General features: G+C 61.6%; 19 protein-coding genes. 10 read left to right on the top strand and 9 right to left on the bottom strand.

The features are described 5' to 3' along the window. Positions 1 to 130: 130 nt before the first annotated feature. The 3 genes from adeC to AB1462_RS00085 are packed head-to-tail and all read right to left on the bottom strand — an operon-like array spanning position 131 to position 5898. Positions 131 to 1588 (bottom strand): AdeC/AdeK/OprM family multidrug efflux complex outer membrane factor, encoded by a 1458-nt coding sequence (gene adeC / locus AB1462_RS00095; RefSeq protein ID WP_090408295.1) that lies wholly within the window; start codon positions 1586 to 1588, stop codon positions 131 to 133. Beyond that, complete coding sequence (locus AB1462_RS00090; protein WP_090408293.1) at positions 1585 to 4746, bottom strand: efflux RND transporter permease subunit; 3162 nt, start codon at positions 4744 to 4746, stop codon at positions 1585 to 1587. The genes adeC and AB1462_RS00090 overlap by 4 nt, the downstream gene beginning before the upstream one ends. 3 nt (positions 4747 to 4749) lie before the next feature. Further along, positions 4750 to 5898, bottom strand: coding sequence for an efflux RND transporter periplasmic adaptor subunit (locus tag AB1462_RS00085; RefSeq protein WP_090408290.1), 1149 nt, complete (start codon positions 5896 to 5898; stop codon positions 4750 to 4752). A gap of 286 nt (positions 5899 to 6184) precedes the next feature. Here AB1462_RS00085 and AB1462_RS00080 point away from each other — a divergent pair, with 286 nt between their 5' ends. After that, entirely contained in the window at positions 6185 to 6817 is a 633-nt protein-coding gene (locus AB1462_RS00080) for a TetR family transcriptional regulator (protein WP_090408288.1), read from the top strand. Between the two features lie 306 nt (positions 6818 to 7123). Here AB1462_RS00080 and AB1462_RS00075 read toward each other — a convergent pair whose 3' ends face one another. The 3 genes from AB1462_RS00075 to AB1462_RS00065 are packed head-to-tail and all read right to left on the bottom strand — an operon-like array spanning position 7124 to position 9714. Next, the gene (locus AB1462_RS00075) at positions 7124 to 8179 is read right to left on the bottom strand and encodes an alkene reductase (RefSeq protein WP_090408285.1); all 1056 of its coding nucleotides are present in this window, start codon (positions 8177 to 8179) and stop codon (positions 7124 to 7126) included. 28 nt (positions 8180 to 8207) lie between these two features. Further along, positions 8208 to 9374, bottom strand: coding sequence for an MFS transporter (locus tag AB1462_RS00070; protein WP_259192700.1), 1167 nt, complete (start codon positions 9372 to 9374; stop codon positions 8208 to 8210). 13 nt (positions 9375 to 9387) lie between these two features. Beyond that, positions 9388 to 9714: a helix-turn-helix transcriptional regulator gene (locus tag AB1462_RS00065; protein WP_065938836.1), complete on the bottom strand. Its 327-nt coding sequence runs from the start codon at positions 9712 to 9714 to the stop codon at positions 9388 to 9390. A gap of 154 nt (positions 9715 to 9868) precedes the next feature. Between AB1462_RS00065 and AB1462_RS00060 the strand changes: the two genes are divergently transcribed. Then, positions 9869 to 10453 (top strand): ACP phosphodiesterase, encoded by a 585-nt coding sequence (locus AB1462_RS00060; protein WP_090408279.1) that lies wholly within the window; start codon positions 9869 to 9871, stop codon positions 10451 to 10453. 110 nt (positions 10454 to 10563) lie between these two features. Here AB1462_RS00060 and AB1462_RS00055 read toward each other — a convergent pair whose 3' ends face one another. Together AB1462_RS00055 and olsB are read right to left on the bottom strand one after the other, a co-directional pair. Beyond that, entirely contained in the window at positions 10564 to 11355 is a 792-nt protein-coding gene (locus AB1462_RS00055; protein ID WP_367245922.1) for a lysophospholipid acyltransferase family protein, read from the bottom strand. Next, positions 11355 to 12110 carry an L-ornithine N(alpha)-acyltransferase gene (olsB, locus tag AB1462_RS00050; protein ID WP_090408273.1) on the bottom strand — a complete coding sequence of 252 codons (756 nt, stop codon included), beginning with the start codon at positions 12108 to 12110 and terminating at the stop codon, positions 11355 to 11357. Before olsB ends, AB1462_RS00055 begins: the two co-directional genes overlap by 1 nt. Before the next feature lie 184 nt (positions 12111 to 12294). Between olsB and AB1462_RS00045 the strand changes: the two genes are divergently transcribed. The 4 genes from AB1462_RS00045 to AB1462_RS00030 all read left to right on the top strand — a co-directional run bounded on the left by AB1462_RS00045 (position 12295) and on the right by AB1462_RS00030 (position 15527). Next, positions 12295 to 13368, top strand: coding sequence for a serine hydrolase (locus AB1462_RS00045; RefSeq protein ID WP_259192697.1), 1074 nt, complete (start codon positions 12295 to 12297; stop codon positions 13366 to 13368). Next, a complete protein-coding gene (locus AB1462_RS00040; protein WP_090408267.1) occupies positions 13365 to 13679 on the top strand; it encodes an amidase in 315 nt (104 codons plus the stop codon). Before AB1462_RS00045 ends, AB1462_RS00040 begins: the two co-directional genes overlap by 4 nt. 98 nt (positions 13680 to 13777) lie before the next feature. Continuing rightward, the gene (locus AB1462_RS00035) at positions 13778 to 14368 is read left to right on the top strand and encodes a YceI family protein (protein ID WP_259192696.1); all 591 of its coding nucleotides are present in this window, start codon (positions 13778 to 13780) and stop codon (positions 14366 to 14368) included. Position 14369: 1 nt separating this feature from the next. Next, positions 14370 to 15527, top strand: a complete 1158-nt coding sequence (locus AB1462_RS00030; protein WP_259192695.1) for a phosphatidylserine/phosphatidylglycerophosphate/cardiolipin synthase family protein — start codon at positions 14370 to 14372, stop codon at positions 15525 to 15527. Between the two features lie 83 nt (positions 15528 to 15610). On the opposite strand, the gene bglX is transcribed toward AB1462_RS00030, so the two are convergent. Beyond that, positions 15611 to 17902, bottom strand: a complete 2292-nt coding sequence (gene bglX / locus AB1462_RS00025; RefSeq protein WP_090408257.1) for a beta-glucosidase BglX — start codon at positions 17900 to 17902, stop codon at positions 15611 to 15613. A gap of 238 nt (positions 17903 to 18140) precedes the next feature. On the opposite strand from bglX, the gene AB1462_RS00020 reads away from it, so the two are divergent. The 4 genes from AB1462_RS00020 (at position 18141) to AB1462_RS00005 (ending at position 21583) form a co-directional block, all read left to right on the top strand. Next, positions 18141 to 18752: a LemA family protein gene (locus AB1462_RS00020; protein WP_090408253.1), complete on the top strand. Its 612-nt coding sequence runs from the start codon at positions 18141 to 18143 to the stop codon at positions 18750 to 18752. 18 nt (positions 18753 to 18770) lie between these two features. After that, positions 18771 to 19496, top strand: coding sequence for a YgcG family protein (locus tag AB1462_RS00015; RefSeq protein WP_367245917.1), 726 nt, complete (start codon positions 18771 to 18773; stop codon positions 19494 to 19496). Positions 19497 to 19527: 31 nt separating this feature from the next. Beyond that, positions 19528 to 20145, top strand: a complete 618-nt coding sequence (locus tag AB1462_RS00010; protein WP_090408247.1) for a TPM domain-containing protein — start codon at positions 19528 to 19530, stop codon at positions 20143 to 20145. Between the two features lie 220 nt (positions 20146 to 20365). After that, entirely contained in the window at positions 20366 to 21583 is a 1218-nt protein-coding gene (locus AB1462_RS00005) for an SAM-dependent methyltransferase (RefSeq protein WP_315335468.1), read from the top strand. The last annotated feature ends 228 nt before the right edge of the window (positions 21584 to 21811 follow it).

Genomic DNA, 21811 nt, shown 5'->3' with positions numbered 1-21811 from the left:
TACTGATTTTACCCTGAAAGGTTGAGCGATAGGCAAGGCGGGAGAGCGTTGTGGTCATGGCAAACACCGATGACCAGGCATAAAAAAACCGCTTCCAGTGAGGGAAGCGGTTTTGTCTACAGCGGTGTGATCAGAACAACTTCAACGCCGGTGCTTCTTCTTTCAACGGCTCGTTCTTCGCCGTTTGCTCGCTCCAGCCACCGCCGAGGGCCTTGTACAGGGTGACCTCGCTGGTCAGTTGCGCCAGGCGGTCGGTGATCAGCGATTGCTGGGCACTGAACAGTTGGCGCTGGGCGTCGAGGAAGGTCAGGTTGCTGTCGACCCCGATGCGGTAGCGACGCTCGGCCAGGCGGTAGTAATCCTGGTTGGCTGCGACGAAGCCGCGCTGGGCATCCAGTTGCTGCTTGTAGGTCTCCCGTGCGGCGAGGCCGTCGGAGACTTCCTGGAAGCCGGTCTGGATGGCTTTCTCGTAGTTCGCCACGTTGATCTCTTTCTGGATCTTCGAGTAATCCAGGCTGGCGCGCAGGCTGCCGGCGTTGAAGATCGGGATGTTGATCTGCGGTGCGAACGACCAGGTACCCGAACCGCCCTTGAACAGGCCGCCCAGGGTAGGGCTGGCGGTGCCGGCGCTGGCCGTCAGGGTGATGCTCGGGAAGAACGCTGCACGAGCTGCGCCGATATTGGCATTGGCGGCCTTGAGGTTGTACTCGGCCTGCACGATGTCCGGACGACGTTGCAGCAGGTCCGACGGCAAACCGGCCGGCACTTCGCTGAGCAGGTCATCCGACAGTGGCTTGCTGGCGATATTCGCCGGCAGGCCGGTGCCCAGCAGCAGGGTCAGGTTGTTTTCGTCCTGGGCCACCTGGCGGGTGTAGCGCGCCAGTGCCACGCGGGCGTTTTCCACCGAGGTGCGCGCCTGGCTCAGGTCGAGGGCCGAGGCCACGCCGACTTCGTTACTGCGCGAGGTGAGTTTGAAGCTCTGCTCGTATGCACCCAGGGTGTCCTGGGTCAGCTTGAGCAGTTCCTTGTCGGCCTGCCAGGTCAGGTAGGCAGTCGCCACACTGGCCACCAGGCTGATCTGGGTGCTGCGCCGCGCTTCTTCGGTGGCGAAGTACTTTTGCAGCGCTTCTTCACTCAGGCTGCGTACGCGGCCGAACAGGTCCAGCTCATACGAGCTGATCCCGAGGCCGGCCGAGTATTGGCTGGTGATGGTCGATTCGCCGGTCTGCGACAGCTTGGCCGGGGTGCGCGAGCGGCTGCCGCTGCCCGTGGCCGATACGGCCGGGAACAGGTCGGCACGCTGGATCTGGTACTGCGCGGCATAGGCGTCGATGTTCAGCGCCGCAACGCGCAGGTCACGGTTGTTTTCCAGCGCGGTCTTGATCAGCTGTTGCAGGGCAGGGTCGTGGAAAAACTGCTTCCAGCCCTGCTCGGCGGCGGCTTGGTTCGGCGCCTGGGCCGGCGAATACGCCGGCCCCTGCGGGAACTGAGCTGCCACCGGCGCTTCAGGGCGCTGGTAGTCAGGGATCAGCGAGCAGCCACTGAGCACGAATGCCGTGACGGCTAAGGAAAGTAGCGACTTGCTCATTGGCCAGCCTCTTTAGGAGTGTGCGTAGGTTCAGTCTTTTTACGTTCGCCCATGGCGGACACGGTTGCGAAGAACAGTGGCACCCAGAAGATCGCCAATACCGTGGCCGTGATCATACCGCCAATGACACCGGTACCGATCGCGTGCTGGCTGCCTGAGCCGGCGCCCGAGGAGATCGCCAGCGGCAATACGCCGAGGACGAACGCCATGGAGGTCATGATGATCGGCCGCAGACGCATCCGGGACGCCTCGATCGCGGCTTCGACGATGCCTTTGCCTTGCTCGTGGAGCTCCTTGGCGAACTCGACGATCAGAATGGCGTTCTTCGCCGCCAGGCCCACCGTCACCAACAAGCCCACCTGGAAGAACACGTCGTTGGACAGGCCGCGCATGCTGGTGGCGATCAACGCACCCACCACGCCCAGCGGAACCACCAGGATCACCGCGATCGGGATCGACCAGCTTTCGTACAGTGCCGCGAGGCACAGGAACACCACCAGCAGCGACAGCGCGTACAGCGCCGGCGCCTGGGAGCCGGACAGGCGTTCTTCATACGACAGGCCCGTCCAGGCGTAGCCCACGCCCGCCGGCAGTTGCTTGGCGATACGTTCGACTTCAGCCATGGCGTCACCGGTACTGTAGCCCGGTGCCGGAGTACCGAGGATTTCCATCGCCGCTACACCGTTATAACGCGAGAGCTTCGGCGAGCCGTAGATCCACTTGCCCGAGGCGATTGCCGACAACGGCACCATCTTCCCGGAGTCGCTGCGCACGTACCATTTGTTCAGGTCTTCCGGGGACATCCGGCTGGCGGCTTCACCCTGTACGTACACTTTCTTCACCCGACCGCGGTCGATGAAGTCGTTGACGTAGCTGCCACCCAAGGCAATCGCCAGGGTCTGGTTGATGTTGGACAGCGTGATGCCCTGGGCGCTGGCCTTCTCGTCGTCGACGGTGAGCTCGTACTGCGGCTCATCGTTCACGCCGTTGGGGCGCACACCGGCCAGGATCTTGCTCTGGGCAGCCATGCCCAGGAACTGGTTACGTGCAGCCATCAGCTTTTCATGGCCGACACCGCCCTGGTCTTGCAGGAACACGTCGAAACCGGTGGCGTTACCGAGTTCCAGTACAGACGGCGGCACAATGGCAAACACCATGGCGTCCTGGAAGGTCTGCATGAAGTAACCCTGGGCGCGCTTGGCAATCTCGAACACCGAGGTGGAAGCATCACGCTCGTCCCACGGCTTGAGCATCACGAAGGCCAGGCCCGAACTCTGGCCGCGACCGGCGAAGTTGAAGCCGTTCACGGTAAATACCGATTTCACGCCTTTGCCTTCGCCTGGCTCACCTTCTTTGTCATTGAGCAGGTAGGCGCGCATGTCGTCGATGACTTTTTGCGTGCGTTCAGACGAAGAACCTACCGGGGTCTGCACCTGGGCAAAGATCACGCCCTGGTCTTCATCGGGCAGGAACGCAGCCGGGATGCGCATGAACAGCCAGATCATGCCGGCGATGATCAGTGCGTACACCAGGAACGCCGGGATCTTGTGCTTGATCATGTTGCCCACGCCGCGCTCGTAGCTGAGTACGCCACGGTCGAAGGTGCGGTTGAACCAGCCGAAGAAACCACGCTTGGGTTGGCCGTGTTTTTCCGGATCGATCGGCTTGAGCATGGTGGCGCACAGGGCCGGGGTGAAGATCAGGGCAACCAGTACCGACAAGGCCATGGCCGAAACGATGGTGATGGAGAACTGTTTGTAGATCACACCGGTGGAGCCGCCGAAGAACGCCATCGGCAACAGTACCGCCGACAGCACCAGGGCAATACCCACCAGGGCGCCCTGGATCTGGCCCATGGACTTGACCGTCGCTTCTTTCGGCGACAGGTGCTCCTCGGCCATTACCCGCTCGACGTTCTCCACCACGACGATGGCGTCGTCCACCAGCAAGCCGATGGCCAGGATCATGCCGAACATGGTCAGGGTGTTGATGGTGAAGCCGAACGCCGCGAGGATCCCGAAGGTACCCAGCAGTACCACCGGTACGGTCATGGTGGTGATGATGGTGGCGCGGAAGTTCTGCAGGAACAGGAACATCACCAGGAACACCAGCACGATCGCTTCGACCAGGGTGTCAACCACACCGGAAATCGACTCGGTCACGACCGGGGTGGTGTCATACGGCACCACCGCCTTCATACCAGGCGGGAAGAACGGTTCCAGGGACGCCACGGTGGCACGGATGGCCTTGGCGGTGTCCAGGGCGTTGGCGCCCGATGCCAGCTTGATCGCCATACCGGAAGCCGGGTTGCCGTTGAACTGTGCACTGATGCTGTAGTTCTGGCCGCCGAGTTCGATACGCGCAACGTCATGCAGGCGAACCTGGGAGCCGTCGGCATTGACCTTCATCAGGATGTTGCCGAACTGCTCCGCCGTTTGCAGGCGGGTCTTGCCGATGATGGTGGCGTTCAGCTGGTTACCGGGCAGGGCAGGCAGGCCGCCCAATTGACCGGTGGCCACCTGCACGTTCTGTGCGGCAATGGCGGTGCTGACATCCACCGGCGTGAGCTGGAAGTTGTTCAGCTTGGCCGGGTCCAGCCAGATACGCATGGCGTACTGCGAACCGAACACCTGGAAGTCACCGACACCCGCGGTCCGGGAAATCGGGTCCTGGATGTTGGAAACGATGTAGTTGGACAAGTCATCCTTGGTCATGCTGCCGTCTTCCGACACCAGACCGATCACCATGAGGAAGTTCTTCACCGACTTGGTCACGCGGATACCCTGCTGCTGCACTTCTTGCGGCAGCAGTGGGGTCGCCAGGTTCAGCTTGTTCTGTACCTGAACCTGGGCGATGTCCGGGTTGGTACCCTGGTTGAACGTCGCGGTGATGGTCATGCTGCCGTCGGAGTTACTGTCCGAGGCCACATAACGCAGGTTGTCGATACCGTTGAGCTGTTGCTCGATGACCTGCACCACGGTGTCCTGCACGGTTTGTGCGGACGCGCCTGGGTAGGTCACCTGGATGTCGATGGCGGTTGGCGCGATGGCCGGGTATTGGTTGATGGGCAACTTCAGGATCGACAGTGCCCCGACCAGCATGATCACCAGGGCAATTACCCAGGCGAAAATGGGACGGTCGATAAAAAATTTCGACATGGGTTACTCCCCCTGGCCAGGCGCGGCAGCAGGAGCAGCGGCGGAACCGGCGGGCTTGGCGTTGTCAGCGTCCTTGACCTTGACCTCCACGCCCGGCTTGACGTACTGCAGGCCTTCGGTGATCACGCGGTCACCAGCGTTCAGGCCTTTTTCCACCAGCCAATAGGCGCCGGAGGTGCGGTTGGCTACCAGTACACGCTGCTCGACCTTGTTGTCGGCGTTGACTACCAGCGCGGTCGGGATGCCCTTGAGGTCACGTGTCACGCCTTGCTGTGGGGCCAGGATCGCCTTGCTGTTCACGCCGGCTTGCAATTGGGCGTGTACGAACATGCCCGGCAGCAGGGTGTGGTCAGGGTTGGGGAACACCGCGCGCAGGGTCACGGAACCGGTGGTCTGGTCGACCGACACTTCGGAGAACTCCAGCTTGCCGTCCTGGCCGTAGTCGCTACCGTCTTCCAGGGTCAGCTTGACCTTGGCGGCATTGGCGCCGGCCTTTTCCAACTGGCCGCTTTCCAGGTCGCGGCGCAGTTTCAGCATTTCTGCCGAAGACTGCGTAACGTCGACGTAGATCGGGTCCAGTTGCTGGATCACGGCCATGGCATCGGCCTGGCCATTGCTGACCAGCGCGCCTTCGGTCACCGAAGAACGGCCGATACGCCCGGAGATCGGCGCGAACACTTTGGTGTAGCGCACGTTGATCTGGGCGGTTTGAACGTTTGCTTCCGCGGTCATGCGGTTGGCGACGGCGGTGTCGTATTCCTGGCGGCTGACGGCTTGCTCATCGACCAACTGCTTGTAGCGGTCGGAGATGGACTTGGTCTGGGTCAGGCTGGCTTGTGCGCTTTTCAGCGTGGCGTCATAGACCGACGGATCGATCTGATAGAGCTGCTGGCCTTCCTTCACATCCGCGCCTTCCTTGAACAGGCGCTTGAGAATGATGCCGTTGACCTGCGGCCTAACTTCCGCAATGCGGTAGGCGGTGGTACGGCCTGGCAGCTCGGACGTCAGGGTGAAGGCTTGCGGTTGAATGGTGACCACGCCGACCTGAGGGGCTTGAGCGGGCGGAGCCGCTTCTTCCTTTTTACATCCGCTGAGCAGCGATGCCAGGGCGACGGCAGTGACCAGAGCGGTAACAGCTGGCTTAAGTTGCATGAAGATCCTCGGGTCAGGCGCGCAGGGTGCGCACAAGAAGGGTGGAAGGGTAAAAAACAAGCCGTGAGTGGATAAGTAGCTTGCTACGCAATATACTTACGTTCATGGTTGTTTGTAAACTCTTGACAGGTTTCGCGCAATGCTGACAAAGCACCGCCCAAAGCCTCGATTTTAGTACGTTCGGCGCCCATGACGGTGTCGTCCCACAATTATTCAGATGATCGTCAGCGCCAGTTAACGCTGCGTTAACGTCAGTCCCAAGTGTCCTGATTGAGGTTTTACTGCCATGGTTCGTCGCACCAAAGAGGAAGCTCAGGAAACGCGCAGCCAGATTCTCGATGCCGCCGAGCAAGCCTTCTACGAGCGCGGCGTTGCGCGCACTACGCTGGCGGACATCGCCGCGTTGGCCGGTGTGACGCGGGGGGCCATCTATTGGCATTTCAGTAATAAATCCGATCTGTTGCAGGCCTTGCTCGATACGTTGCACGAGCCGTTGGACGAATTGGCCCGGGCCAGCGAAAGCGAGGACGAAATCGACCCGCTGGGCTGTATGCGCAAGCTGCTGATTCATCTGTTTCATCAAGTGGCCCTGGACCCGAAAACCCGGCGCATCAATGAGATCCTGTTCCATAAGTGCGAATTCACCGATGAAATGTGCGACATGCGCCGACAGCGCCAGACCCACAGCCTGGAATGCAACCTGCGTATCGGCCTGACACTGCGTAATGCGGTCCATCGCGGGCAACTTCCGGAAAATCTCGACACCACCCGTGGCGCGGTGTGCATCCATGCCTACATCAACGGGCTGATTGGCCAGTGGCTGTTGGTACCCGACAGCTTCCAGTTACATCAGGAAGCCGAGCGCTGGGTAGATGCAGGGCTGGACATGCTGCGCTGGAGCCCCAGCCTGCGCAATTAAGACAAAATGCGTAATTGCATCAGGGTGTGTCAACAGTAAAGCCCAAGGACAGTCAATCGTCCTTCTGCCTGATTGGTGGGGTGACTTTATATACGGGCTGGCGGGCGGTTGATAGGTAGCCGCCTAAGTATTTTGTAGGGATTTTGTTGCAAGGCTGTGAAGGAATGTTTCCCAGGGCAACATAGTGTCAACAATGTGGGAGGGGGCTTGCCCCCGATGGCAGTGGTTCAGTCAACACATACAGTGACTGACGCACCGCCATCGGGAGCAAGCCCCCTCCCACATTTGGTTTCGCGTTTCGGGCGATTACAGCGGCAGCGTCGGGTAATCGATGTAGCCTACCGGGCCTTGGCCGTAAAAGGTTTCCGGATGCGCTTCGTTCAACGGCGCATCGGCTTTCAGGCGTGCTGGCAGGTCAGGGTTGGCAATGAACGGCACCCCCCAGGCCACGGCATCCGCTTTGCCTTCGGCCAGCCAGGCATTGGCACTGTCCTTGGTGAAGCGTTCGTTGGCGATGTACACGCCGCCAAAGGCTTTTTTCAGTTGTGGACCGAGGCTGTCCGCGCCTTCCTTTTCACGGGAGCAAATGAACGCTATGCCACGTTTGCCCAGTTCGCTGGCGACGTAGGTAAAGGTTTCCGCCAGGTTGTCGTCACCCATGTCGTGGGAATCGGCGCGCGGTGCCAAATGCACACCCACACGGCCGGCGCCCCAGACTTCGATGGCCGCATCAGTCACTTCCAACAGCAGGCGCGCGCGGTTTTCCAGGGAGCCACCATAGTTGTCGGTACGCTTATTGGTGCTGCTTTGCAGGAACTGGTCGAGCAGGTAGCCGTTGGCGCCGTGGATCTCCACGCCATCAAAGCCTGCGGCCTTGGCGTTCTCGGCACCGGTGCGGTAAGCGTCGACGATGTCGGCGATTTCAGCGGTTTCCAGGGCGCGCGGCGTCGGGTAGTCGGCCAATGGGCGCACCAGGCTGACGTGGCCCTTGGGCTGGATCGCGCTGGGCGCCACCGGGGTTTCGCCGTTCAGGTAGGACTCGTGGGAAATCCGCCCTACGTGCCACAGTTGCAGGAAGATCTTGCCCCCCGCGCCGTGAATGGCCTTGGTGACGTTAGACCAGCCACGCACCTGGTCGTTGGACCAGATGCCCGGCGTGTCCGGGTAGCCTACGCCCAGCGGCGTCACCGAGGTGGCTTCGCTGAGGATCAGCCCGGCGGAAGCACGTTGCACGTAGTACTCGGCCATCAGCGCGTTGGGTACGCGGCCGGCATCGGCGCGGCAGCGGGTCAGCGGCGCCATGATGATGCGGTTGGACAATTCCAGGTCGCCCAGTTTGATCGGATCGAAAATAGTCGTCATGGGAAAACACCCTTCTCTTTGAAGTTGATCAGTTGGTCGCAGGGGCCAGGTCGGCATCGCCGCTCTGACGGAAAGTAATCAGGGTCACCAGCAGCGCGAGGATCGCCAGGGCTGCGGCCGCCAACGGCACGCTGGTCAGGCCGAAACCGTGGGCAATCACACTGCCGCCCACCCAGGCGCCGAGGGCGTTGCCGATGTTGAAGGCGCCGATATTCAGGGTGGACACCAGGTTCGGTGCGGCCTTGCCGAAGGTCACCACGTTGATCTGCAGCGCAGGTACCGCGGCAAACGAAGCGGTGGCCCACAGGAACAGGGTGATCTCGGTCGGGATCACGGCAACGCTGGTCCAGGTCAGCGCGGTGGACACCACCGCCATGCTGATAAACACGCCGATCAGGGTGGCCGCCAGGCGTTTGTCCGCCAGCTTGCCGCCGATGATGTTGCCCACGGTCAGGCCCAGGCCGATCAGCAGCAGGGTCCAGGTCACGCCTGTGGGCGACACGCCGGTGACATCGCCGAGCAGCGGCGCAACATAAGTGAAGAGGGTGAACATGGACGCGGCGAACAGCGCGGTCATGCCCAGCGACAACCAGATACCGGCACCCTTGAGGGCGGCCAGCTCGGCGCGCATGTCGAGTTTTTCTTCTTCACGCTTGGCCGGCAGGAAGCGGATCAGTCCGATCAGCGCCACTACGCCAATCACCGTCACCGCCCAGAAGGTCGAGCGCCAGCCGGCTTCCTGGCCCAACGCGGTGCCCAGTGGCACACCGAGCACGTTGGCCAGGGTCAAACCGGTGAACATCAGGGCCACGGCCGAAGCACGTTTGTTGGCCGGCACCAGGTTGGCGGCGACCACCGAACCGATCCCGAAGAACGCGCCATGGCACAGCGCAGTGACCACACGGGCAAACATCAGCACGTTGTAGTCACTGGCCAGGGCGCAGAGCAGATTGCCGATAATGAAGATGCCCATCAACGCTACCAGGGCCGCCTTGCGTGGCAACTTGGCGGTGGCCAGTGCCATGAACGGCGCACCGATGGCTACGCCCAGGGCATAGCCGGTGACCAGCCAGCCGGCGCCGGGGATCGACACGCCGAGGTCCGCTGCCACATCGGGCAACAAGCCCATGATCACGAACTCGGTGGTGCCGATGGCGAAGGCGCTCAGGGCCAGTATGAGTAGCGAGAGGGGCATTATCGTTTCCTTGTTACAACGTCGCGCTGATTTCAGCGCTGAGTTCAGTGGTAAGCGCCGCGAGGAAGGCTTGGATCACTTCCTCATTGCGCTTGAAAAAGTGCCACTGCCCGGCCTTCTGGCTGCTGATCAACCCCGCCCGTTGCAAGGTGGCCAGGTGGGCCGACACGGTCGACTGGGACAAGCCGCAGCGCTGGTCGATCTGCCCGGCACAGATGCCGTATTCGTGGTTGTGCAGTTGCTCGGGGAACTGCACTTTCGGGTCTTTCAGCCAGGTGAGGATGTCTCGTCGTACTGGGTGTGCCAGGGCTTTTATTATTTCGTCGAGGTCGATGGACATGGCAGGTGCTCGGTGTCGTAAAGCGTTATATCGCGATGAGGCGAACCTTAAATCGTTATATCCCGATATACCAATATGATTTTGCTCTGAGGTCAGGCTAAATCGGTATATCGGGTTATAACGATACGTTGGTGGCAGTGCTAAACTGCGCGGCATGAATTATCTCGCACATCTGCACCTGGGCGGCCAACTTCCTGCGCAACTGCTGGGCAGCCTGTATGGCGACTTCGTCAAAGGCCGCCTGCAGGGCCAGTTCAGCCCGCAAATCGAAGCGGCGATCCAGTTGCATCGCTCGATCGACCGCTTTACCGACAGCCACCCTTTGGTGGGCGAGGCGTTGTCGCGCTTCAGCCTGACCCGCCGGCGCTATGCCGGGATCGTCCTTGATGTGTTTTTCGACCATTGCCTGGCGCGGGACTGGGCGCTGTATGCCGAGCAGCCGCTGGAGCACTTCACTTCGCAGGTGTATCGCGTGCTGGCGGCCGAACCGCAGTTGCCGGGACGGCTGGCGCAGATTGCGCCGTATATGGCCGCGGATGATTGGTTGGGGGCGTACCGCGAGTTTGCGGTGATGGAGCAGGTGTTGCGCGGGATTTCGCGACGGCTGACGCAACCCCAGGAATTAGGGTTTGCGATGCAGGAATTGCGTGAGTTGTATGAGCCGTTGAGTGAAGACTTCCGGATCTTCTACCCCGAACTGCAAGCCTTCGCGCATAACCACCTGACAACACAAAGCTAAATGTGGGAGGGGGCTTGCTCCCGATTACGGTGTGCCAGCCACCACTGATGCTGGCTGATCCACTGCTATCGGGAGCAAGCCCCCTCCCACATTTGAACTGTGTTCACATCTCAGGCTGCAAAAGCCGGTCGAGCATGCACTTGTTCAGTCTCCGGCACCGGCCCAAACAACGCCTTCTGCACCGCCTGCTGCGCCTGGAACGCCAGCGCAGCGCGTTCCTGCCCGGCGCAGGCAATCGGCTTGAGCACGTGGATTTCCACATCGCCCTGGTCATTGCCGAACAGGCGCATCAGGTGCGAGAGCAAATCGTCATCGCCAATAAACGGTGCCAGCGGGTCGACCTGCCCATCGCGCAGATAACGGATGGCCACTGGTTGCAGCGACACATCCGCGTCAATCGCACTGGCCAGCAAGCGCCCGTGGAAGGTACGCAGGCTGCGGCCGTCGGTGGTGGTGCCTTCGGGGAACATCAGCAACGGGTGCTGTTGTTCCAGATGGCGGGTCATCTGCTTGCGGATCAATTGGCTGTCACCCGAACCGCGACGGATAAACAAGCTACCGGCCTTGGCCGCCAACCAGCCGGCCACCGGCCAGGTACGCACTTCGGCCTTGGACAAAAACGACATCGGCGCCACTGCGCCCAACAACGGAATGTCGGTCCAGGACACGTGGTTGCTCACCCACAGCATTGGCTGCGTCGGCAACTCGCCGTGCACGGTCACGCGAAAGGGCAGGGCGTTGGTCAGCCTGGCCATGAAGAACCGCGACCAGCGCTGGCGCCGTACCATCGAGTTGGCCACGCCCAGGCGTTCGAACAGGCCAAACACACTGGCCATGCTCAAGCCCAGCGCCACGACCACCAGTACGCGGGCAATGCGCCCGTACACGCGCAGGCGGCTCATCACATGGCCGCCTTGAAGTGGCGCGCATAACGCGGGCATAGCTCATCGCGCTTGAGCAGGATGAACACGTCGGCCACCTGGAAATCTTCATCCCAGCACGGCTCGCCGCAGATCTTCGCACCCAGGCGCATGTAGGCCTTGAGCAGCGGCGGCATCTCGGCGATCACGTTGGTCGGCAGGTCCAGCGCCGGCAAGGGTTTTTTCGGCTCGGCGCGCAGGTGTTCGTTGCACAGGTAGCGTTCTCGCAGGCGCTGCATGATCGCGTGGGCCTGGATACCACCGTCGTGCATCGGGATGCTCGCGCAGCCCATCAGGTAGCTGTAGCCGCCCTGGTTGAGCACTTCGGCCAACTCGCCCCACAATACGGCGATGGTGCCGCCGTTGCGGTAGGCCGGGTCGACGCAGGTGCGGCCGATTTCCAGGATCGGGCCCTGCAAATGCAGCAGGCCATGCAGGCTGAATTCTTCTTCGCTGTAGAACCGGCCCAAGGTGCTGGCGGCCTGGTGGTCGAGCAAACGGGTGGTGGCGACGAGTCGACCGCTGTTCAAATCCCGCACGCCAATGTGGCTGCAGTGAACATCATAGTCATCCATGTCCAGGCCGTGTTCCGCGCCTTTCAGCTTGGCGTTGAACTCGCCGCTGAAGACGTTGAAACGCAAGGCCTGGGCTTCCTGCAAAGCGTTGGCGCCAACCAGGCGTTCGGCTTGCAGACGGCGTTCATTGCCGGTGTCGCTGATGCGGGCGATCTGAGTCATGGCGAATCTCCGAGTGCCAGCCACGTTCCGGCCGGTCGACTTGTTTGTCCAAACTCAGGCTATGTAGGCTCGGTGTCATCTCCATGAAGTTATGGTGACGCTTGGATGACAGCCCCCCTGTAGCAAATCTGTCATCGCCCTCGGCTAGGCTCGCGGGCTTGAATGCTCCCTTGAGTTTGCGTCCATGGTCAGAGGCCTGCTGTGCGTTGCCCTGTTGTTCGTCACCGTTATCGCCCGCGCCGAAACCTGGCCTGACAAGGAGTGGGCCAAGGGCACGCCGCTCGCAGGACCCGCTGTCGAAGCCCTTGACGCCTATGCGTTCCCAACCCGTGACGACACTACCCGCCAAGGCATTCGCACCGATGCGCTGCTGGTGATCCGCGACGGCGTGGTTGTCTATGAGCGCTACGCCGCGCCGACCACGGCCAGCACGCCACACCTGACCTGGTCCATCAGCAAAAGCCTGATGGCTACCGTGCTGGGCGTGGCTTACGGTGAAAATCGCTTCAAGTTGACCGACCCCGCAGCACGCTTTTACCCGCCGATGAAACAACACCCCAAGGTGACCATGGCCGACCTGCTGCACTGGGCTTCGGGCCTGGACTGGCAGGAAGACTATGAATACGCGCCGCTGAAATCCTCGGTGGTGGCGATGCTCTATACCAGGGGGCGCGCGGACATGGCCGAGTTCGCCGCCAACACCGAATCCTTCAGTGCACCGGGCCAGGTCTTTCGTTATTCCAGCGGCGACAGCAATATCCTGTCCGCCGCGCTCAAGGGCATGCTCGGCCACAAGGCGTACATGAGTTACCCCTGGGATGCGCTGTTCAAGCCGCTGGGCATTCACAACGCCACCTGGGAAACCGATGCCGACGAAACCTTTGTCGCCTCGTCTTACGCTTACCTCACCGCGCGTGACTTGGCGCGTGTCGGCCTGCTGATGGCGCGCGACGGGCGCTGGGGTGACGAGCAATTGCTGCCCAAAGATTGGGTCGCTTTCAACCGCCAACCCTTCGACAAATACACCGCCGGCCAGGACGAAGCCGTCCCCGGCGGCCAATGGTGGCTCAACCAAGGTGCCCCAAGACCCTGGCCCGACGCCCCCGTCGACACCTTCGCCGCCCTCGGTCATTGGGGCCAGGCGCTGTACGTGATGCCCGACGAACACCTGGTCATCGTGCGCTATGGCGATGATCGCGACGGCAGCTACCGCCACAACGAACTGCTCAAGCGCGTGCTTGCGGCGGTGCAACCATGATTCGTCGTCGGCCGTTTACCAGCCTTTTTCTGGTGCTGTTGCTCGCCCTGTCGGGCTGGGTTTGGCACGAGCGCGTCAACCTGCAGGCCTTTCCCGACATCATTGCGGCGTACACGGCCAAGGAGTACTGCTCGTGCCGGTATGTGGCGAATAATCCCGCCGACTATTGCCGGGGTTATGTGAAGCAGTACGTGCCGACCAGTGCGTTCAGGGATAACCCGGAGCGCAGTGAAGTAACGGCCAGTGGGTTGGGGCGTACGCACAGCGCGCGGTGGTTGGGGGATCGGCAGGGCTGTCGTCTGAATCCCTGAAGTGCCACAACGCTCATGTTGGCGCGGTGGCAGGTGCATTGCGCCTGGCTGGCGGCACGGTTAAGGTTCGTTCAGGTTTTTCCTCCCTACGAGTCTTTATGTTCAACGCTCCCCTGATCAAATCCCTGGCCTTCGCCCTGCTGGTCGCTGCCGCCGTACCTGCCCACGCCGACTGGTACCTGGACAACGAGTCCTCGCGCCTGTCGTTCGTCACCACCAAAAACACCGAGATCGCCGAGGTCCATCGCTTCCTGGTGCTGCATGGCAAGGTCGACAGCAAGGGCGCGGCGCAATTGGAGGTGGAGCTGGAGTCGGTCAACAGCGGCATCCCGCTGCGTGACGAGCGCATGCGCAATCAGCTGTTCGAGATCAAGACCTTCCCCGAGGCGCTGATCAGTGCCCAGATCAACCTGCAACCCATCAACGACCTGGCCCCCGGCGCGCAACTGGAGCTGCGTCTGCCGATGAGCGTCACGTTGCATGGCAAGACCCAGACCTACAGCGCCGAGTTGTTGGCCACGCGCCTGGATGATCGGCGTTTCCAGGTGGTGACCCTGGAACCGGTGGTGTTGCATGCCGAGGACTTCGAGCTGGCGCCGGGGGTGGCGGCGTTGCGCAAGGCGGCGGGGCTGGCGTCGATCAGTTTGTCGGTGCCGGTGGGTGCGGTGCTGATTTTTACGGCGCGCTGACGTGAGCGGCGCAGTGTTCCCGTGGCGCAGCGCCAACCGTTTCGAGTTGTTGATCGACGGCCCGCAATTTTTTCCGCAGATGCTGGTGGGCATTGCCCGGGCCGAGCGGCAAGTGGAGTTGGAGTTGTATCTGGTGGAAGCCGGCGCCTGCGCAGAGGCGATGGTGCAGGCGTTGGTGCTCGCGGCCGAGCGGGGCGTGCGGGTGCGGTGTTTGTTTGATGATTACGGCAGCCTGGCCTTTACCCTCGGGCTGCGTAAACGCCTGACCGACGTGGGTGTGGAGCTGCGTTTCTACAATCGCCTGAGCTGGCGCCGCTGGATGCGCAACCTGTACCGCGACCATCGCAAGCTGTTGCTGATCGACCAGGAAATCGCCGTGGTCGGTGGGACGGGCGTCACCGACGAGTTCTGGACACCGGGGCAAGACAGCGCCGACTGGCATGAAGTGATGGTGCAGATCAGCGGCCCGCTGGTGCTGGACTGGCAGGCGCTGTTCGAGCGGCAATGGCACGCGAATGTCGCACGCCGTGCGTGGAAGCCCGCCACCCATTTCGGTTTGCCGCGCTTGCCCAAGGTGCCGGCGACGGGGCCAGGCCTTGGCCGAGTGGCCTACGCAGACGCCCGACAGCACCGCGACATCTTGCAATCGCTGATTCGCGCGCTGAACAACAGCCAACAGCGTATCTGGTTCGCCACGCCGTATTTTCTGCCCACCTGGGGTGTGCGCCGCGCATTGCGTCGGGCAGCAGGGCGAGGGGTGGATGTACGTTTGCTCCTCACCGGCCCACGCACCGACCACCCCTCCGTGCGCTACGCCGGGCACCGTTATTACCCGCGGTTGCTGCGCGGTGGCGTGCAGATCTTTGAATACCAGCCGTGCTTTTTGCACTTGAAGATGGTGCTGGTGGACGATTGGGTGAGCATTGGTTCGTGCAATTTCGACCACTGGAATCTGCGCTTCAACCTGGAAGCCAACCTCGAAGCGTTGGACCCCGAATTGACGGCGGCGGTGGCGGGCAGTTTCGAACGGGATTTTGCCCAGAGCCAGGCGATGAGCCTGGAGGCGTGGAAGGCGCGGCCGTTATGGCGGCGGGTGAAGCAGCGGGTGTGGGGGTGGATTGATCGGTTGGTGGTGAACCTTCTTGACAGAAGGAGCTAGGAACAGCGGCAAGCTGCAAGCTGCAAGTTAAAAGCAGAACTGCTCGTCCTTGCCGCTTGTAGCTTGCAACTTGAAGCTGCCTCCTATAGCAATTCGAACGTCTGCTGCTGTACGTCCTGGGAGTCCAGCCCGATCTGCACATTGAACTCACCCGGTTCCGCCGCAAACTTGAGCTGGGTGTTGTAGAACTTCAAGTCTTCCTCGGTAATGGTGAAGTGCAAGGTGCGCTCTTCGCCAGCCTTGAGCATGACCTTCTGGAAGTTCTTCAGTTCTTTGATCGGACGGATCATCGAGCCCGCCACGTCCTGGATATACAACTGCACCACGGTTTCGCCATCGACCTTGCCGGTGTTCTGCACCGTGACGCTGGCGTCGAGTTTGCCGGTCTTGTTCAGGGTGGTCGACGACAGCGCCATGTCCGACAGGCTGAACGTGGTGTAGCTCAGGCCATAGCCAAACGGGAACAGCGGCCCGGTGGTGTCATCGAAGTACTGCGAGGTGTAGTTGCCCGGCTTGCCTGGGGTGAATGGCCGGCCGATGGTCAGGTGGTTGTAGTAGGTCGGAATCTGCCCAACGGAACGTGGGAAGGTGATCGGCAGCTTGCCCGACGGGTTGTAGTCACCGAACAGCACGTCGGCGATGGCGTTGCCGCCTTCGGTACCGGCGAACCAGGTTTCCAGGATGGCGTCGGCCTGTTGGGTCTCGTCCAGGATCGACAGCGGACGGCCGTTCATCAGCACCAATACCAGCGGCTTGCCGGTGGCCTTAAGGGCCTTGATCAGGTCGCGCTGGCTTTGCGGGATGTTCAGGTCGGTGCGGCTGGAGGATTCGTGGGACATGCCACGGGACTCACCCACGGCGGCCACGATGACGTCGGCATCCTTGGCCGCCTTGACGGCCTCATCGATCAACACCTGCGGCGCGCGTTTGTCATCCACGACTTCCGGGGCGTCGAAGTTGAGGAAGTTGAGGTAGTCGACCACGGCCTTGTCGTTGGTGATGTTGGCGCCACGGGCGTAGATGATTTTGCCCTTCTCGCCGATCACCGCATTCAAACCATCCAGCAAGGTCACCGATTGCGCAGGCTTACCGGCAGCGGCCCAGCTGCCCATCATGTCGATCGGCGCCTTGGCCAGTGGGCCCACGAGCGCAATGGTCGCGGACTTTTTCAGCGGCAGGGTGTCGTTCTGGTTCTTCAGCAGTACCAGGCTGCGGCGCGCCACATCACGGGCCTCGGCACGGTGCAGGCGGCTGTCGGCGTAGGTGTCGGCCGGGTCATCCACGGCCTTGCCGATGCGCAGGTACGGGTCTTTGAACAGGCCCATGTCGTACTTGGCGCCGAGCACTTCACGCACGGCGTTGTCGATGTCGCTCTGTTCGATCTCGCCGGACTTGAGCAGCCCAGGCAGTTCCTTGCCGTACAGCGAGTCGTTCATGCTCATGTCGATGCCGGCCTTGATCGCCAGCTTGGCGGCTTCGCGCCCGTCCTTGGCCACGCCGTGCTTGATCAGCTCGAAGATCGCACCGTGGTCGCTGACGGCCAGGCCCTTGAAGCCCCAGTCCTTGCGCAACAGGTCGTTCATCAGCCAGGTGTTGGCGGTGGCGGGCACGCCGTTGATCGAGTTGAGCGCCACCATCACGCCGCCGGAGCCGGCCTTGATCGCCGCGTGGTACGGCGGCAGGTAGTCCTGGTACATCTTGACCGGGCTCATGTCGACCACGTTGTAGTCGCGCCCGCCTTCCACTGCGCCGTAGAGGGCGAAGTGCTTGACGCTGGCCATGATGCTGTCGGCATTCGCCGGGCTGGTGCCCTGGAAGGCCTTGACCATCACCTCGGCGATCCGCGAGACCAGATAGGTGTCTTCACCGAAGCCTTCGGACGTGCGGCCCCAGCGCGGGTCGCGGGAGATGTCGACCATCGGCGCAAAGGTGATGTCGAGGCTGTCGGCGGCGGCTTCCTGGGCGGCAATGCGCCCGGAACGGCCGATGGCGTCCATGTCCCAGCTCGAGGCCAGGGCCAGGCTGATCGGGAAGATCGTGCGGTGGCCGTGGATCACGTCATAGGCGAAGAACATCGGGATCTTCAACCGGCTGCGCATGGCCGCGTCCTGCATCGGACGGTTTTCCGGGCGGGTGATGGAGTTGAACGTGCCACCGATACGGCCGGCGGCGATTTCCTTGCGGATCAGCTCGCGGGGCATTTCAGGGCCGATGCTGATCAGGCGCAATTGGCCGATCTTTTCATCGAGGGTCATCTGCTTGAGCAGGTCGCTGACGAAGGCGTCCTTGTCCTTGAGCGCAGCAGGCTTTGTTTCTGCCCAGACGGGGTGGGTGGCCAGAGTGGCAACAAGGCCGAGCAAACACAGCTTCTTCATGAATATCCTTTTTCGGCTCACTGCACAGCGATTAGGCTGATCGGCCAAAATGTGGGGAGCGTCTATTGTTGTTCGGGTGTTGTTCAGATAAATGCAGCACACTCTGAACTCTTTATCGCGCTGGGCATCTTTGTAGCTGATTGGCTCGATGCATTCCAGTGGTGGCGGATTATGCCCCAAGCGTGTGGTTTTTAGGGTTAGTCGTCACATTCCATCCAGTTTGGGCAGGAGAAACACCATGCAAGCAGCACACTATTCCCGCTGGGGCTTCAAGGCCGCGGCTTTGCTATTGGTCAGCACAGTACTGAGCGGCTGCGGTATCAATACCATTCCGACCCTGGACGAACAGGCCAAGGCCGCCTGGGGCCAGGTGCAGAACCAGTACCAACGTCGCGCCGACCTGATCCCCAACCTGGTGGAAGTGGTCAAGGGTTACGCCGCCCATGAGCAAGACACCCTGACCGCTGTGATCGAGGCGCGGGCCAAGGCTACCTCGATCCAGGTGGATGCCAGCACCCTGGATAACCCGGAAAAACTCAAGCAGTTCCAACAGGCCCAGGACGGTTTGAGCGGTGCCCTCAGCCGCTTGATGGTGGTGTCCGAGCGCTACCCGGACCTGAAGGCCAACCAGAATTTCCTGGCCCTGCAATCCCAGCTTGAAGGCACCGAAAACCGCATCGCCGTGGCTCGTCGCGATTTCATCCAGGCCGTGCAGGCGTACAACACCGAGATCCGCACTTTCCCTGGCCGCCTGTGGCACAGCGTGATGTACAGCGACTTGCCGATCCGCGCCACCTTTGAAGCCACCAGTGCCGATGCCGATAAAGCGCCGCAAGTGAAGTTCAAATAAGGCTGCACTGAGGTGTCGATGCGTTTATTACGGATAGGGCTGGCGCTGTGGTTGCTGACCGGCGTGGGTGTGGCCCAGGCGGCGCTGACGTTCCCGGCGTTGAGCGGACGGGTGGTGGACACGGCCCAGATGATCGACCCGGCCACGCGCGAGCACCTCACCCAGCAGTTGCAGGCGCTGGAACAGACCCGTGGCGACCAGATCGTGGTGGTCACGGTGCCCGACCTGCAGGGCGTGCCCATCGAGGACTACGGTTACCAGCTGGGCCGCCAGTGGGGTATCGGCCAGAAGGGCAAGGACAACGGCGCGTTGCTGCTCGTCGCCCGTGATGAGCGCACGTTGCGCATCGAAGTCGGCTATGGCCTCGAGGGCGTGCTCACCGATGCGCAGTCCTGGGTGATCATCAACCAGGTGATTGCCCCCAAGTTCAAGGCCGGCCATTTCAGCCAGGGCATCAGCGACGGCGTGGCGGCGATGGTGCAAGTGGTCGGCGGTGAACCGCTGGCGGTGCCGGCGCATGTGGCGGATGCCAACTTTGCCAAGGATAATCCCGGGTTTTCCATCGGCCTGTTCATCCTGCTGATCGGCGTGTTGTGGCTGTGCAATCGCATGGGCCTGCCGGTGGGCGCGATCCTGCTGGCGATCCTCAGCAGCAGTGGACGCGGCGGCGGCGGAGGTGGAGGTGGCGGTTTCCGAGGCGGCGGTGGTGGCTTCGGCGGCGGCGGCGCGTCGGGCGGCTGGTAATGACAATAACTAGAAAAGAGCATCTACAACCATGGCATTACTGACTGAACACGAGCAGCGCCAAGTCGCCGAAGCGATCGCCCGGGTCGAAAAAACCACCGACGCCGAACTGGTCACCGTGCTGGCGGCCCGCGCCGACGATTACGCCTACATCCCCTTGCTGTGGGCCAGCCTGATCGCCTTGGTGGTGCCGGGCGTGGTGCATTACCTGTCGGGCTACCTGACCATGTACACCTTGCTGTTGGCGCAGTGGGCGACGTTCATCGTGTTGTGCCTGCTGTTTCGCCTGCCCAAGGTGACCACCCGCCTGATCCCACGCTCGGTGCGCCATTGGCGCGCCTCCAACCTTGCGCGTCGGCAGTTTCTGGAGCAGAACCTGCACCACACGCTGGGCAGCACCGGGGTGCTGATTTTTGTCTGCGAGGCCGAGCGTTATGTGGAGATCCTGGTGGATGACGGCATTTCCAGCCGCCTGGATGACAGTCATTGGGATGGGATCGTCAAGGCGTTTACCCAGCAGGTGAAACAGGGGCAGACGCTGGCGGGATTTATCGCGTGCATTGAAGCGTGTGGAGAGTTGTTGAAGGTGCATGTACCGGTGACACAAACCCGCAATGAGTTGCCAAACCGCCTGGTCGTACTCGAATAGAACATCCAACACTGGAGATCAAATGTGGGAGGGGACTTGCCCCCGATAGCGGAGTATCAGTCACTAATGAGCTGGCTGACACACCGCCATCGGGGGCAAGCCCCCTCCCACATTGGGTCCCAAGTAGTCAGGCGCAGTACCGTTGATCAAATAACCCCGTGCCCTAAACCCCCATCCCCCCTAAAATGCCCGGCATTCCCTGTCCGAGGCGTTTTTGTTCATGTCCGTTACCGCTCAACCTGGCCGCCCTGCGCCGGATCATCACGCCCAGTTCATCGAACTGTTGAGCACAAGCCTTGCGCAGAACGCCTTTATCAAGCTGGTGCTGGCCAAGTACGTCGGTGACGAAGCCGAGTTGCAGCGGCTGATTATCAAGGCGGTGATGGTCAAGGAGCAGCCGTGCCTGTCCTTCGTCTACCGCTACAAGACCCGCGACATCACCAAGAACTTGGCGCTGGCCGATGGCGTGGCGGCGATTGCCGAGTTGCTGCCGGCGTCGTTCAAGAATGCGCACCTGCTGTCGCTGACCGACGAAGCCCAGTTGGAATACAGCAAGAAGAACAAAAGCTCGCTGTTCAGGAGCAAGCCGCAACAACTGCGCGAGGCGCCATCGGCCGAGCATAACCGGGAGAAGAATCGCTTCCTCGACCTGAGCCGGCCGTTCCTCGCCGACCTGGGCGTGACCGACGCCAGGCAGGCGCTGATCCCGTCGATGTCGCGCAAGTGGAAGCAGATCAACAAGTTCATCGAAGTGTTCAGCCATGCGCTGACGTCGTCACCGCTGAAGCTGGACCAACCGGTGCGCGTTGCCGATTTCGGTTCGGGCAAGGGCTACCTCACGTTTGCGATCCACGACTACTTGCGCAACACCCTCAAGGCCGAGGGCGAAGTGACTGGCGTTGAACTGCGCGAAGACATGGTGACCCTGTGCAACACCGCCGCCGCGCGCCTGGAGCATCCGGGGCTGGTGTTCAAGTGCGGCGACGTACGCAGCGTGGCGCCCAGCGAACTCGACGTGATGATCGCCCTGCATGCCTGCGACATCGCCACCGATTACGCAATCCACACCGGCATCCGCTCGGGCGCGTCGATCATCATGTGCTCGCCGTGCTGCCATAAGCAGATTCGCCTGCAGATCCAGAGCCCGGCGCTGCTCAAGCCGATGCTGCAATACGGCCTGCACCTGGGCCAGCAGGCGGAAATGGTCACCGACAGCTTGCGGGCATTGTTCCTCGAAGCCTGTGGTTATGAGACCAAAGTGTTCGAGTTCATCTCCCTGGAGCACACCAACAAGAACAAGATGATTCTCGCGGTCAAGCGTGCGGAGCCGGTGGACAACGCGCAGTTGCTGGAGAAAATCCAGGCGCTCAAGGCGTTCTATCACATCTCCGAACACTGCCTGGAAACCCTGCTGCGCGCGGATGGTTACCTGAAATAGAGGGTCGACACGTGAATTCCGTAGCTGTCGAGCCCCGGCGAGGCTGCGTCGGCCGCGACTCGAGCTTAAATCGGCAGCGCGCCTGACGCAGCCTCGCTTGCGCTCGACAGCTGCTTGTATCTCGACTATCGCTCCGTCAGGAGTAATAGTTCTCGACTGATCATCGAGGGAGGGGCTTGGAAGCCGCACAGCTGCTTAGGCTTTTAGCCTGTAACGTAGATCGGGCTC

The organism is Pseudomonas sp. SB113, from assembly GCF_040754745.1.
Classification (GTDB): Bacteria; Pseudomonadota; Gammaproteobacteria; order Pseudomonadales; family Pseudomonadaceae; genus Aquipseudomonas; species Aquipseudomonas grimontii.
This window is presented reverse-complemented; position numbering and strand designations above follow the sequence as displayed.

What these genes read in the sequence shown, in the direction of transcription:
- adeC (WP_090408295.1), bottom strand. Translation starts at nt 1,588, where the DNA reads ATGAGCAAGTCGCTACTTTCCTTAGCCGTCACGGCATTCGTGCTCAGT.
- AB1462_RS00090 (WP_090408293.1), bottom strand. Translation starts at nt 4,746, where the DNA reads ATGTCGAAATTTTTTATCGACCGTCCCATTTTCGCCTGGGTAATTGCC.
- AB1462_RS00085 (WP_090408290.1), bottom strand. Translation starts at nt 5,898, where the DNA reads ATGCAACTTAAGCCAGCTGTTACCGCTCTGGTCACTGCCGTCGCCCTG.
- AB1462_RS00080 (WP_090408288.1), top strand. Translation starts at nt 6,185, where the DNA reads ATGGTTCGTCGCACCAAAGAGGAAGCTCAGGAAACGCGCAGCCAGATT.
- AB1462_RS00075 (WP_090408285.1), bottom strand. Translation starts at nt 8,179, where the DNA reads ATGACGACTATTTTCGATCCGATCAAACTGGGCGACCTGGAATTGTCC.
- AB1462_RS00070 (WP_259192700.1), bottom strand. Translation starts at nt 9,374, where the DNA reads ATGCCCCTCTCGCTACTCATACTGGCCCTGAGCGCCTTCGCCATCGGC.
- AB1462_RS00065 (WP_065938836.1), bottom strand. Translation starts at nt 9,714, where the DNA reads ATGTCCATCGACCTCGACGAAATAATAAAAGCCCTGGCACACCCAGTA.
- AB1462_RS00060 (WP_090408279.1), top strand. Translation starts at nt 9,869, where the DNA reads ATGAATTATCTCGCACATCTGCACCTGGGCGGCCAACTTCCTGCGCAA.
- AB1462_RS00055 (WP_367245922.1), bottom strand. Translation starts at nt 11,355, where the DNA reads ATGAGCCGCCTGCGCGTGTACGGGCGCATTGCCCGCGTACTGGTGGTC.
- olsB (WP_090408273.1), bottom strand. Translation starts at nt 12,110, where the DNA reads ATGACTCAGATCGCCCGCATCAGCGACACCGGCAATGAACGCCGTCTG.
- AB1462_RS00045 (WP_259192697.1), top strand. Translation starts at nt 12,295, where the DNA reads ATGGTCAGAGGCCTGCTGTGCGTTGCCCTGTTGTTCGTCACCGTTATC.
- AB1462_RS00040 (WP_090408267.1), top strand. Translation starts at nt 13,365, where the DNA reads ATGATTCGTCGTCGGCCGTTTACCAGCCTTTTTCTGGTGCTGTTGCTC.
- AB1462_RS00035 (WP_259192696.1), top strand. Translation starts at nt 13,778, where the DNA reads ATGTTCAACGCTCCCCTGATCAAATCCCTGGCCTTCGCCCTGCTGGTC.
- bglX (WP_090408257.1), bottom strand. Translation starts at nt 17,902, where the DNA reads ATGAAGAAGCTGTGTTTGCTCGGCCTTGTTGCCACTCTGGCCACCCAC.
- AB1462_RS00020 (WP_090408253.1), top strand. Translation starts at nt 18,141, where the DNA reads ATGCAAGCAGCACACTATTCCCGCTGGGGCTTCAAGGCCGCGGCTTTG.
- AB1462_RS00015 (WP_367245917.1), top strand. Translation starts at nt 18,771, where the DNA reads ATGCGTTTATTACGGATAGGGCTGGCGCTGTGGTTGCTGACCGGCGTG.
- AB1462_RS00010 (WP_090408247.1), top strand. Translation starts at nt 19,528, where the DNA reads ATGGCATTACTGACTGAACACGAGCAGCGCCAAGTCGCCGAAGCGATC.
- AB1462_RS00005 (WP_315335468.1), top strand. Translation starts at nt 20,366, where the DNA reads ATGTCCGTTACCGCTCAACCTGGCCGCCCTGCGCCGGATCATCACGCC.